General features: G+C 68.4%; 10 protein-coding genes. 9 read left to right on the top strand and 1 reads right to left on the bottom strand.

Translation table 11 applies throughout. The features are described from left to right. The first annotated feature begins 324 nt into the window (after positions 1 to 324). From rpsL to tuf, 4 genes are all read left to right on the top strand, one after another. Positions 325 to 693 carry a 30S ribosomal protein S12 gene (gene rpsL, locus FHX68_RS14280; RefSeq protein WP_018187369.1) on the top strand — a complete coding sequence of 123 codons (369 nt, stop codon included), beginning with the start codon at positions 325 to 327 and terminating at the stop codon, positions 691 to 693. 5 nt (positions 694 to 698) lie between these two features. After that, positions 699 to 1,169, top strand: coding sequence for a 30S ribosomal protein S7 (rpsG, locus tag FHX68_RS14285; RefSeq protein ID WP_018187368.1), 471 nt, complete (start codon positions 699 to 701; stop codon positions 1,167 to 1,169). 77 nt (positions 1,170 to 1,246) lie between these two features. Beyond that, a complete protein-coding gene (gene fusA, locus FHX68_RS14290; protein ID WP_141380859.1) occupies positions 1,247 to 3,361 on the top strand; it encodes an elongation factor G in 2,115 nt (704 codons plus the stop codon). Positions 3,362 to 3,513: 152 nt separating this feature from the next. Further along, complete coding sequence (gene tuf, locus FHX68_RS14295; RefSeq protein WP_141380858.1) at positions 3,514 to 4,707, top strand: elongation factor Tu; 1,194 nt, start codon at positions 3,514 to 3,516, stop codon at positions 4,705 to 4,707. An 11-nt stretch (positions 4,708 to 4,718) separates the two neighbouring features. On the opposite strand, the gene FHX68_RS14300 is transcribed toward tuf, so the two are convergent. Continuing rightward, the gene (locus tag FHX68_RS14300) at positions 4,719 to 5,540 is read right to left on the bottom strand and encodes a glycosyltransferase family 2 protein (RefSeq protein ID WP_170214255.1); all 822 of its coding nucleotides are present in this window, start codon (positions 5,538 to 5,540) and stop codon (positions 4,719 to 4,721) included. Positions 5,541 to 5,595: 55 nt separating this feature from the next. Here FHX68_RS14300 and FHX68_RS14305 point away from each other — a divergent pair, with 55 nt between their 5' ends. From FHX68_RS14305 to FHX68_RS14320, 5 genes are all read left to right on the top strand, one after another. Next, positions 5,596 to 6,762 carry a nucleotide sugar dehydrogenase gene (locus FHX68_RS14305; protein ID WP_141380856.1) on the top strand — a complete coding sequence of 389 codons (1,167 nt, stop codon included), beginning with the start codon at positions 5,596 to 5,598 and terminating at the stop codon, positions 6,760 to 6,762. Positions 6,763 to 6,976: 214 nt separating this feature from the next. Continuing rightward, positions 6,977 to 7,324, top strand: coding sequence for a nucleoside-diphosphate sugar epimerase/dehydratase (locus FHX68_RS16045; RefSeq protein ID WP_229661453.1), 348 nt, complete (start codon positions 6,977 to 6,979; stop codon positions 7,322 to 7,324). Then, positions 7,321 to 7,881 carry a sugar transferase gene (locus FHX68_RS16050; protein ID WP_244926869.1) on the top strand — a complete coding sequence of 187 codons (561 nt, stop codon included), beginning with the start codon at positions 7,321 to 7,323 and terminating at the stop codon, positions 7,879 to 7,881. Before FHX68_RS16045 ends, FHX68_RS16050 begins: the two co-directional genes overlap by 4 nt. 473 nt (positions 7,882 to 8,354) lie before the next feature. Beyond that, the gene (locus FHX68_RS14315; protein WP_141380855.1) at positions 8,355 to 11,156 is read left to right on the top strand and encodes a DUF7933 domain-containing protein; all 2,802 of its coding nucleotides are present in this window, start codon (positions 8,355 to 8,357) and stop codon (positions 11,154 to 11,156) included. Positions 11,157 to 11,198: 42 nt separating this feature from the next. Further along, on the top strand, positions 11,199 to 12,689 hold the full coding sequence (locus FHX68_RS14320) for a SpaH/EbpB family LPXTG-anchored major pilin (RefSeq protein ID WP_141380854.1): 1,491 nt from the start codon (positions 11,199 to 11,201) through the stop codon (positions 12,687 to 12,689). Positions 12,690 to 12,700: the final 11 nt, after the last annotated feature.

Below are 12,700 nucleotides of genomic sequence, written 5' to 3' on the forward strand. Positions count from 1 at the left end.
CCCAACCACCCAGTCCCCACCGTTTGCCCGCATCCGTCATACGGCGTAGTATTGAGCGGGTGTGCGTCTGCACGCGCTTGTGCTGTGCCTCGGCATCGGATGAGCAGCGGCAGACCGCACGACAGGGATCGATCTGCGAACAGGTCGCCCCCACGGCATATCCACCACGCGAAAACGCGAAAACGCAAGAACCGCGCAAACGCACACACGCAAAAGCACAGCGCACTCCCGCTGAGCCGGTGGATCTGTGGTGAAACCACGACCGCTGTCACCGTGCAGCACCTGCGGGGCCTGAGAGGGATCCGCAGCCGAGAAGGAGAGAACGTGCCAACCATTCAGCAGTTGGTTCGCAAGGGTCGCTCGCCCAAGGTCACCAAGACCAAGGCGCCCGCCCTGAAGGCGAACCCGCAGCAGGCGGGTGTCTGCACCCGCGTGTACACCACCACGCCCAAGAAGCCGAACTCGGCGATGCGCAAGGTCGCCCGTGTGAAGCTCCGCAACGGCACCGAGGTCACCGCCTACATCCCCGGTGAGGGCCACAACCTGCAGGAGCACTCGCTCGTGCTCGTCCGTGGAGGCCGTGTCAAGGACCTCCCCGGTGTCCGTTACAAGATCGTTCGCGGCGCCCTGGACACCCAGGCCGTCAAGAACCGCAAGCAGGCCCGTAGCCGCTACGGCGCCAAGAAGGGCTGAGTGAGATGCCTCGCAAGGGACCCGCACCCCGCCGCGTCGTCGTCAACGACCCGGTCTACGGTGCTCCGATCGTCACCCAGCTGGTGAACAAGATTCTCGTCGACGGCAAGAAGTCGATCGCCGAGGCCATCGTCTACAACGCCCTCAAGGGCGTCGAGGCCAAGAACGGCCAGGACGCCGTCGCGACGCTGAAGAAGGCGCTCGACAACGTCCGCCCGACCCTCGAGGTCAAGAGCCGCCGCGTCGGTGGCTCGACCTACCAGGTGCCCGTCGAGGTCAAGCCGCACCGCGCGAACACCCTCGCGCTGCGCTGGCTCGTCTCCTACGCGAAGGGCCGTCGTGAGAAGACGATGACCGAGCGTCTGCAGAACGAGATCCTGGATGCCTCGAACGGCCTGGGTGCCGCGGTCAAGCGCCGCGAAGACACCCACAAGATGGCCGAGTCGAACCGCGCCTTCGCGCACTACCGCTGGTAATCAGCGTTCTGGCGGCCGGTCGGGAGACCCCCGACCGGCCGCCCCACGACATTCGTCACTACACGTAAGGACACCCCGTGGCACAAGAAGTGCTCACCGACCTCAACAAGGTCCGCAACATCGGCATCATGGCGCACATCGATGCCGGCAAGACGACGACGACCGAGCGCATCCTGTTCTACACGGGCGTCAACCACAAGCTGGGCGAGACCCACGACGGCGCCTCGACGACCGACTGGATGGAGCAGGAGAAGGAGCGCGGCATCACGATCACGTCCGCCGCCGTCACCTGCTTCTGGAACAAGAACCAGATCAACATCATCGACACCCCCGGTCACGTGGACTTCACGGTCGAGGTGGAGCGCTCGCTGCGCGTCCTCGACGGCGCGGTCGCCGTCTTCGACGGCAAGGAGGGCGTCGAGCCCCAGTCCGAGACCGTGTGGCGTCAGGCCGACAAGTACGACGTGCCGCGCATCTGCTTCGTCAACAAGATGGACAAGCTGGGTGCCGACTTCTACTTCACGGTCGACACGATCGTGAACCGCCTGGGTGCCAAGCCGCTCGTGCTGCAGCTGCCGATCGGTGCCGAGAACGACTTCGTCGGCGTCATCGACCTCGTCGAGATGCGCGCGCTGGTGTGGCCGGGCGACGCCAAGGGTGACGTCACCATGGGCGCCAAGTACGAGATCCAGGAGATCCCCGCAGACCTCGCCGACAAGGCGGCCGAGTACCGCGAGAAGCTGCTCGAGACGGTCGCCGAGACCGACGAGGCGCTGCTCGAGAAGTACTTCGGTGGCGAGGAGCTCACGGTCGCCGAGATCAAGGGTGCGATCCGCAAGCTCACCGTCGCCGGCGAGCTCTACCCCGTGCTCTGCGGCTCGGCGTTCAAGAACCGCGGCGTGCAGCCGATGCTCGACGCGGTCGTCGACTTCCTCCCGTCGCCCCTGGACGTGCCCGCCATCGAGGCGCACGACCCGAAGGACGAAGAGATCGTCATCGAGCGTCACCCCGACGCGGCAGACCCGTTCGCGGCGCTCGCGTTCAAGGTCGCGGTGCACCCCTTCTTCGGCCGCCTGACCTACATCCGCGTCTACTCGGGTCACCTCGACTCGGGCGCGCAGGTCATCAACTCGACCAAGGGCAAGAAGGAGCGCATCGGAAAGATCTTCCAGATGCACGCCAACAAGGAGAACCCGGTCGACGCGGTCACCGCGGGCAACATCTACGCCGTCATCGGCCTGAAGGACACCACCACCGGTGACACCCTCGCCGACCCGGCCGCGCCCGTCGTCCTCGAGTCGATGACGTTCCCCGAGCCCGTCATCGAGGTCGCGATCGAGCCGAAGACGAAGGCCGACCAGGAGAAGCTGGGTGTCGCCATCCAGAAGCTCGCCGAAGAGGACCCGACCTTCCGCACCGAGCTCAACCCCGAGACCGGTCAGACGGTCATCAAGGGCATGGGCGAGCTGCACCTCGACATCCTCGTCGACCGCATGAAGCGCGAGTTCCGCGTCGAGGCGAACGTCGGCAAGCCGCAGGTGGCGTACCGCGAGACGATCAAGAAGGCCGTCGAGCGTCACGACTACACGCACAAGAAGCAGACCGGTGGTTCGGGTCAGTTCGCCAAGATCCAGTTCGCGCTGGAGCCCCTCGAGGTCACGGCGGACAAGACGTACGAGTTCGAGAACAAGGTCACCGGTGGCCGCATCCCGCGCGAGTACATCGAGCCCACCAACCAGGGCTTCCAGGACGCGATGAACGTCGGCGTGCTCGCCGGCTACCCCATCGTGGGCGTCAAGGCGATCCTGCTCGACGGAGCGAGCCACGACGTCGACTCCTCGGAGATGGCGTTCAAGATCGCCGGTTCCATGGGCTTCAAGGAGGCGGTCCGCAAGGCGAACCCCGCCATCCTCGAGCCGCTCATGGCCGTCGAGGTGCGCACGCCCGAGGAGTACATGGGCGACGTCATCGGCGACCTGAACTCGCGTCGTGGCCAGATCCAGTCGATGGAGGACGGCTCGGGCATCAAGATCGTCCGCGCCCTCGTCCCGCTGTCGGAGATGTTCGGCTACATCGGCGACCTGCGCTCGAAGACCTCGGGTCGCGCGGTCTACTCGATGGAGTTCGACTCGTACGCCGAGGTCCCGCGGGCCGTCGCGGACGAGATCGTCCAGAAGAGCAAGGGCGAGTGAGCGAATGGATGCCGAGGCCCCGGCCCCGGCATCCATCACCGCCGCCCCGGTGACACACAACTTCATACCCGTAAACTAGAAACATCCCCGTAGAGCACCGGTCGCAATCCAGCGCCCGGAACCTCTACAACGAATGTCCTGAGGAGGACCCAGTGGCCAAGGCCAAGTTCGAGCGGACCAAGCCGCACGTCAACATCGGAACCATCGGGCACGTCGACCACGGCAAGACGACGCTCACCGCCGCGATCTCGAAGGTGCTCGCCGACAAGTACCCGTCGGCGACCAACGTGCAGCGTGACTTCGCGTCGATCGACTCGGCTCCCGAAGAGCGTCAGCGTGGTATCACGATCAACATCTCGCACGTCGAGTACGAGACCCCCAAGCGCCACTACGCGCACGTCGATGCGCCCGGTCACGCCGACTACATCAAGAACATGATCACCGGTGCCGCTCAGATGGACGGCGCGATCCTCGTGGTCGCCGCCACCGACGGCCCGATGGCTCAGACGCGTGAGCACGTGCTGCTCGCCAAGCAGGTCGGCGTTCCCTACCTGCTCGTCGCGCTGAACAAGTCGGACATGGTCGACGACGAGGAGATCCTGGAGCTCGTCGAGCTCGAGGTGCGCGAGCTGCTGAGCTCGCAGGACTTCGACGGTGACAATGCTCCCGTCATCCGCGTCTCGGGCCTGAAGGCTCTCGAGGGCGACGAGAAGTGGGTCCAGTCGGTCCTCGACCTCATGGAGGCCGTCGACGAGTCCATCCCCGACCCGGTGCGTGACAAGGACAAGCCCTTCCTCATGCCCATCGAGGACGTCTTCACGATCACCGGTCGTGGCACGGTCGTCACGGGCCGCGCCGAGCGTGGCACGCTCGCGATCAACTCCGAGGTCGAGATCGTCGGCATCCGCCCGACGCAGAAGACCACGGTCACGGGTATCGAGATGTTCCACAAGCAGCTCGACGAGGCCTGGGCCGGCGAGAACTGTGGTCTGCTCCTGCGTGGCACCAAGCGTGACGACGTTGAGCGCGGCCAGGTTGTCGTCAAGCCCGGTTCGGTCACCCCGCACACCGAGTTCGAGGGCACGGCCTACATCCTCTCCAAGGAGGAGGGTGGCCGTCACAACCCGTTCTTCACGAACTACCGTCCGCAGTTCTACTTCCGCACCACGGACGTCACCGGTGTCATCACGCTGCCCGAGGGCACCGAGATGGTCATGCCCGGCGACACCACCGAGATGAAGGTCGACCTGATCCAGCCGATCGCGATGGAAGAGGGCCTCGGCTACGCCATCCGTGAGGGTGGTCGTACGGTCGGCGCCGGTACCGTCACCAAGATCATCAAGTAAGTCCTCGGACTTCACCGACAGGGGTCGGGCCCGCACATCGTGCGGTGCCCGGCCCCTTCGTCGTGGGCGGCGCCGGGCCGAGGCACCGCGTCCGTAGACTGGAGCGCATGCCCTCCGCTCCCCCTACATCGCGTCTGCGGGTGGGGATCGCCGCGGCGGGTACAGTGCTCTGCATCGCCGTAATCCTGGTGATGACGCTCTCGCCGACTGCGCTCGACCGCCAGCGCTGCCGCTAGGAACAGCAGCGGAAGATCATTGACCCGTGCGAGCGCCAGATCGTCCGGCACCAGCGCGTACGCCTCCCGCAGGAGGCTCGTCCGGTACAGGTGCCGCCACAGCTGACCCTGCGCGCGGCCCCCCTCGGAGAACAATCCGGTGAGCGCGTCGCTGCCGTCGCGCCGGTCGTGGGCCGGCTGCAGACGACGCTCATTCGTGCCGCCGGTGCGGCCGTCGCGTTCGACGACGTCGACGCCGAACCCGACGATGTCGGGGCCCGACTCCTGGGCCCGCCCTCCGGCGACCTCCGCTGCGCGCGGGGCCAGCTCATCGTCGCCGTCGAGGAACAGCACGTACTCCCCGCGTGCGGCGAGGATGCCGGTGCGCCGGGCCTGAAACGCCGTGCGGTTGTCGTCGTGGCGCACGAGGCGCACCCGCGGGTCACCGAGCGCGACCTGCTCGATGATCCCCGCGGTGGCATCCGTCGAGGCGTCGTCGACGCAGACGATCTCGACGTCGGCGAGCGTCTGCGCGGTGGCGCTCGCCAGCGCGGCGCGGATCGACGCCGCGTCGTCGAAGACCGGCACGACGATGGAGGCAAGAGGAACCGGCGACATCGCCGTCGACTTTATCCCGTCGGGAGGGCCTGTCTCCTGCCGATACGCTGGAGAGGTGAAGATCGCGATCGCCGGAACCGGATACGTGGGGCTTTCGAACGCGGTGATTCTCGCACAGCACCATGAGGTCGTCGCCGTCGACATCGACGAGCACAAGGTCGCCCTGCTGGCGCGCCGGCAGTCGCCGATCGTCGATGCCGAACTCGAGGAGTACCTCGCCACCCGAGAGCTCGATCTCACCGCCACGCTCGATGCGGAAGACGCCTACCGTGATGCCGAGATCGTCGTCGTCGCCACGCCCACCAATTACGACGAGGTCACGAACAACTTCGACACCTCCTCCGTCGAAGCGGTCGTCGCGGACGTCGCCGCGGTGAACCCGGCTGCGACCATCGTCGTGAAATCGACGGTGCCGGTGGGGTTCACGGCGCGGGTCGCGGCCGAGCACCCGGCATCCACCATCATCTTCTCGCCGGAGTTCCTGCGCGAGGGGCGCGCGCTCTACGACAACCTGCACCCGTCGCGCATCGTCGTCGGCGATCGCGGCGAGGCGGGCCAGCTCTTCGCGCGTCTGATGCTCGAGGGCGCGATCGACACCGATGTGCCGGTGCTGCTCACCGACTCGACCGAGGCCGAGGCGATCAAGCTGTTCGCCAACACCTACCTCGCCCTGCGCGTCGCCTACTTCAACGAGCTCGACACCTACGCGGCCATCCACGGGCTCGACACGCAGCAGATCATCGAGGGTGTGGGACTCGATCCTCGCATCGGATCGCACTACAACAACCCGTCGTTCGGCTATGGCGGCTATTGCCTGCCGAAGGACACGAAGCAGCTCCTCGCGAACTACTCCGAGGTGCCGCAGAACCTCATCGCCGCGATCGTCGACGCCAACCGCACGCGCAAGGACTTCGTCGCCGCCGACATCCTCGCCCGGGAGCCCCGCACCGTGGGCGTCTACCGATTGATCATGAAGTCCGGCTCCGACAACTTCCGCGCCTCATCGATCCAGGGGATCATGAAGCGCATCAAGGCGAAGGGCGTCGACGTCCTCGTCTACGAGCCGACCCTCGACGACGACGAGTTCTACCACTCCGAGGTCGTCCGCGACCTCGATGACTTCCTGACGCGCAGCGACGTCATCATCACGAACCGCATGGCCGACGCGCTCTCGGGCGTCGTCGACAAGGTGTACACCCGCGATATCTATGGCAGCGACTGACCCGAGCCCGGACGTTCGCGATCGCGGGCGCCGCACCACGAAGGGGAGACCTCCGCACATGCGACGCCGCACTGCTCTCATCACCGCGCTCTGCGCTCTGGTCGCCCTCGTCGGCGTCGGCTGTCGCGCTGCCGCAGGTGGCCGCGGTCGAGGGTGCCGTCGCTGACTGGCAGCTCGCGCCCCGCACGGCGGTCGCCGAGGTCGGCTTCCGCTCGTGGTCGTTCCCCTCGGCACCATCGCGCTGATCCTCTCGCGATGGATCTGGCGGCAGTGGTTGCGCGCACAGCAGCGCGCACGGAAGTACGTCTGCCGCGCCGTCGTGCTCGGTGAGCCGCGCAAGGCGGCGCACATCATCAATTCCATCCGGCGCACCTCGGGCACCGGGTTCGAGATCGTCGGTGTGGTCACCCAGGGCGGCATCACCACGGTGGAGGGCGTGCCGGTCGTCGGCGGCTTCGCCGGCGCAGCGTCGGGCTTCCTCTCGTCCACGTCGAGTACCCGACCCTCAACGGTTATCGCGGGTTCGTCAAGCGCTCGTTCGACATCGCGGCCGCCGCCGTGATCCTGGTGGTCGCGTTGCCGGTCATGATCCTCACCGCCGCCGCCATCCGGATCGAGGGCCGCGGGCCCATCATCTACAGCCAGACCCGCATCGGGCGCGGCGGCAAGCCGTTCGCGATGCTGAAGCTCCGCTCGATGGTTCCCGAGGCGGATGATCAGTTGGCGAGCCTGCTCGATCTGCAGGGGACGAGCACCCGTCCGCTGCACAAGGTCGTCGACGATCCCCGGATCACTCGAGTCGGCCGGTTCATCCGCAAGCACTCCATCGACGAGCTCCCCCAACTGTTCAACGTCATCGCGGGCACGATGAGCCTGGTCGGCCCCAGGCCGCAGCGCGCGGCGGAGGTGGCGTTCTACGATGACGCCGCCGAGCGCCGGCTGCTGGTGAAGCCCGGAATGAGCGGCCTCTGGCAGGTCGGCGGACGGTCGCGACTGGATTGGGAAGATGCCCTGCGCCTCGACCTGTACTACGTCGAGAACTGGTCGTTCATGCAAGACCTCCAGATCCTCTTCCGCACCGTGCGTGCCGTGGCCGCGCCCGGTGACGGCGCCCGGTAGGGCCGGCTCGACGCTCAAGATCGTCCAAAGAGCGTCCCGGCCGACCGGGGTCTGCTCGCTTCGGGCGCGCTGACGTGACCCTGTTCCTCAGGGGTCGCTCAGGAATTCCACAAGTGCATGGATCGCGCGTGACGCTGATGAGAGCATTCTCATCGAGCAGGATCCCCCCTCCCGCCCGCGACCGTCGTTCTCCCGTGTCCTGACGGATCCGCACGCACGCACGCCTCGATGACCGGGCCCGAATCCGGTCGCCGCAGATCCCGACCCGCTGCCGGTGTCAGGGGGGGGATCGCTGCGATCTGGGACAAGAGCCGACCCTGCGGGGTGGGCGAGGGGGGAGTTGCATGCGGTGTGTGGACGGCGCGTCCAGATGGGGGCGCAAGGCTCGGCGCGGGCTCGCGGCCGCGGTGGCGGCGATGGCCGTGGGATGCCTCGTCGGAGCGCTCGCCGTTCCCGCTTCAGCCAGTGCCGCGATGAGTGCCGCAACGGGCGCCGCGACTGCCGGCGTGGGCGCGGTGGTCGCGCCGATGGCGGCCGGCGTCGTCGAAGCTCCGGGCGAGGTCTGGGCGGAAGGCTTCGAGAACGGCCAGGGCGCCGCTCCGAGCCAGCTCGCGACCTACACCTCGGCGACAGGGCCGACCTACACGGCCGACAGCTACTGGCGGGACTACGCGAACTGCAACGGCGTCATCCTCAACTACAACATCGCGACCTGGGTCAGTACCGGCAACAGCGCCGTGTGCACCGTCGAGATCTCCGCCGTCGCGCGGCGCAACGCGCAGCGGATGGCCGATGTCCTCGGTCAGGTCCGGGAGGGAGCCGTCGGCAGCACCAGCGCCAGGAGGCCCACCAACAACTCGTCGGGTGACAGCAAGAAGAATCACGCCGTCACCGAATGGACGACCGATGGAGGCACGGGCACGGCGAACCAGGTCGTCCTGCGCACCGTCGGAGCCCTCGGCGCCACTGCGGCGACGAACCGTTACTACACCGCCTCGATCGATGCGGTCGAAGCGTCGTGCAGCTACCAGGGCGGTGCCAACAACTCGCGCCTCGATCTCCTCCTCTCGGTGGGCGGGGTCGAGACGAGCGTCGCCCCGACGCTGATCCGCGCCTGCACCGATCCGCGCGCCGGGTACTTCACGTCTCCGGCGCCGGCGGGTGCCGGGTCGAACCCGTGGGACAACGGCGGCACGTCGGTGCGCGCGGGCCGGTTCGTGGCATCCGGATCGATGGTGCTGTCTCCGGCGCAGCTCGCGGGCGCGAGTCTCGTGGTGCGCAACCAGATCACCGCCTCGGACGGCAACGACTTCGCGATCGACAATCTGCGTCTGCTCGATGTGACGCCGAGTCTCGACAAGGCGTTCGCGCCCGCCGAGATCTCGACGGGCGGGGTGTCGACGCTCACCTTCACGATCACCAACACCAGCGAGCTCGCCGCGAAGACCGATAGGTCCTTCACCGACGCCCTGCCGGCGGGGCTCGTCGTCGCCTCGAAGCCGGCCGTCAGGGGCACCTGCACGAGCACGACGGGCACCGCGCTTTCTCGGGCGGCGACACCCGCTGGCTCCTCGATCGCGGTGTTGGGTATCGACCTGGCTGCCGGGGCCACTTCGTGCACGGTGACCGTCGCCGTGACGTCCACCGTCGCGGGCGTCTACTCCAACGGGGCGGCCAACGTGACGACGATCCTCAACGCCCCCGACACAGCGACCCTCACCGTGACTGCGCCGTCCACGATCACAGTCCGCAAGAACGTCATGGCCCGCGTGGCGGCGTCCGACCAGTTCGTGCTCGGCCTGCGCACCTCGACAGGCGCCGCCGATCTGACCACCGCGACGACGACGGGCTCGGCGACCGGCGTGCAGGCCGCCGCGACAACCCCGTACACGGCCACCCCGGGGCAGACGTACACGATCCGCGAGGCGATGGGGTCGCGGTCTGCATCGGCGCTGTCCGCCTATACGTCCGCGTGGCAGTGCGCGAACGGCACCGAGGTCCTCAGCAGCGGCACGGGCGCCACCGGAACGGTGACCGTGCCGGCGGCGTCGGTCGCCGGCGCAGCGATCGTGTGCACCTTCACCAACTCGCCTCTCACCGCGACCATCACCGTGTCGAAGCAGGTGCAGGATGCCACCGGAGCGAACCCGCAGCCCGGGGCGGGCTGGGTGCTGGGCGCCGCCGCGACGGGAGCCACGGCGACGCCCGCCGCGACCACGCAGACCACCACCGCCACGGGAAGCGTGGGGTGGCAGCTGGCGTTCGCCAACGCTTCTTCCCGCGCTGCCGTCGTGGTCTCGGAGCAGCAGAAGAGCACGCACACCTTCGTCGGCGCACAGTGCGACGTGACATCGATCACCGGGGCGACCCGCACCGTCGGCTTCGCCGCGGCATCCGGCGGCACCGTCCCCGGCATCGCCCCCGGTGACACCGTCACCTGCGCGTTCGTGAATCGGGTGAAGGTCGCGACACTCACACTCACACTCACGCTCTCCGACACCGTCACGTTCGGTGACGCCGCCCCGACCGCCTGGACGCTCAGCGCGACGGGTCCGAACGGGGCGCTCCCCGGCCCGAGCGGCGCGACCGGCTCTGCCGCCGCGACCGCCGTGCCTGTGACGTCGGGCGCGGCCTACCAGCTGAACGGCGCCGGGGGGCCGGGCACCTACGTCGCAGCCTCGGGCTGGGCATGCACCGATCAGGACGGAGCCGCGGTCACCGTCGACGCCGCCTCGAAGGTCGTCGTCTCTCCCGGATCGCAGGTCGCGTGCGCGATCGCCTACGGCACGGCCCGCCTGACCCTGCTCAAGAACGTCGTGACGCCGAGCATCGGCTTCACCGCGGCGTCGTGGACGCTCGTCGCCACACCCGACGCGCTGAGCGGTGCAGCACTGACCCCGCAGTCGCGCGTCGGAGCCGAATTCTCCAGCGCCGGCAACGCCGCGAGCACCTTCGATGTGCGCCCCGGGCACGGGTACACGCTCTCGGAGAAGCTCACCGACGCGAACAGCGTCATCGCGTACCGGCGGGTCGCGCTCCAGCGGCTGGAGAACGGCGCGTGGGTCGACGTCGCGGCCGCGCAGATCACGGCGCCGGCCGTCGGCCAGACGGCGACCTACCGCTTCGTCAACGACCGGATCCCGGCGGTCGCGCTCCCGTTGACCGGCGGCGCGAGCACCGACGGGTTCCTGCTCGCCGGCAGCGCCTTGCTCGTGCTCACGGGCGCGCTCGCGCTCTGGCAATGGCGTCGGCGCACCCGAGTCCACGGCATCTGATCCCCTTCTTCCCCCCTCACACCCCCCGAGAAAGCAGAGAACATGACATCCACCTCCCGCCCGGGCTTCGCCCGGCGCGTCGTCGCCACGGCCGGCGTCGTCGCGATCGCGCTCTTCGGTGCGCTCGCCGCGGCCGCTCCGGCTTCGGCCGCGACCGGCGTCGGCAACATCACCGGCTCACAGGGCACGCTCACGATCCACAAGTTCGAGCGCTCCACGTCGAACGGCCAGACCGCCGGCACCGGCCAGGAGCAGAGCGTGTCCGGCGCGACGCTCAACGGCGTGACGTTCACGATCCAGCGCGTCGCGAACTACGACCTGACCACCGCGGCGGGCTGGACGTCGGTAGACGCCATCCGCAGGGCGGCCAACCCTGTCGATGCGGCGAGTAAGGCCGAGCTGACGCTGGTGCAGACCGTCACCACCGCGGGCGCGGGCACCGCCACCGCGACGCTGCCGTTCGGCCTCTACCTCGTCACCGAGACGGGGTCCCCGTCGACGGTCACCGAGGCGGCGGCGCCGTTCCTCGTCACGGTGCCCTTCGCGACCGGCCCGACCGCCACCCCGGCGAACACCTGGATCTACGACGTCCACGTCTACCCGAAGAACGCCGTGACCAAGCTCGACAAGCGAGAGACGACGGTCGCGGCCGACATCGCGGCCGGGGCAGACCTCGCCCGCTGGTCGATCACTGCGCAGGTTCCCGTGCTCGCCTCGGGCACGCTCTCGAGCTTCTCCGTGGGCGACGTCATCGACGCGAGCCAGCTGGCCTTCGTGACCGATGCCGCCGCTGCCGCACTCGGCCGCCCGGGTGCGACGGTCACCGCGACGAACGCCACGGGCGCCGCGGTCGCACTGACCGCCGGCACCGACTACGCGATCACCCCGAACCCCGCAGCGGGCACGACCCTGACCGTGACCTTCACGAGCGTCGGTCTGACGAAGCTCAGCACGCAGGCGCAGGGCGGCGCGGTGGCGTTCACCGTGCTCACGCGCGTGGTAGGGGTGCCCACCGACGGCATCATCACCAACCGTGCGACGAGCAGCATCAACGGGAACACGTCCAACACGTCTCAGGCCACGGCCACCTTCGGCGAGCTCCAGGTGTTCACGCACGTGACCGGCACCCAGACGCCGCTCGCCGGTGGATCGTACCAGCTGAAGGATGCCGCGGGCAACGTCGTCACCGTCAACGGCGTCACCTCGTGGACCTCCGACGCGAACGGGCTCCTCACCGTCCCCGACCTCCGGCCCGGGAACTGCACGCTCGTCCTCGTGACGCCGCCCGCGGGATACCAGCTGCCGACGAACACGCAGATCGCCACGGTGGTGACGGCGGGCAAGGTCGTCCCGTCGCCTCCGAAGAACTACGTCGACGTGCCGTACGCGCAGCTGCCGGCCTGGGCGCTCCCGCTGACCGGTGGCGACGGTGCGCTCTGGTTCGGTGTCGGTGGCGTCGCGCTGGTCGTCACCGCCCTCGGCGCGGCGATCGTCGTCGCCGCCCGTCGCCGTCGCGCCGCCGCGCACGCCTGACGGTCGACGAG

Source organism: Microbacterium lacticum (assembly GCF_006716815.1).
Lineage (GTDB): Bacteria > Actinomycetota > Actinomycetes > Actinomycetales > Microbacteriaceae > Microbacterium > Microbacterium lacticum.

Excerpts from the sequence above, each read along its gene's own strand:
- rpsG (WP_018187368.1), top strand. The coding sequence starts at position 699 with ATGCCTCGCAAGGGACCCGCACCCCGCCGCGTCGTCGTCAACGACCCG.
- FHX68_RS14300 (WP_170214255.1), bottom strand. The coding sequence starts at position 5,540 with ATGTCGCCGGTTCCTCTTGCCTCCATCGTCGTGCCGGTCTTCGACGAC.
- FHX68_RS14315 (WP_141380855.1), top strand. The coding sequence starts at position 8,355 with ATGAGTGCCGCAACGGGCGCCGCGACTGCCGGCGTGGGCGCGGTGGTC.
- FHX68_RS14320 (WP_141380854.1), top strand. The coding sequence starts at position 11,199 with ATGACATCCACCTCCCGCCCGGGCTTCGCCCGGCGCGTCGTCGCCACG.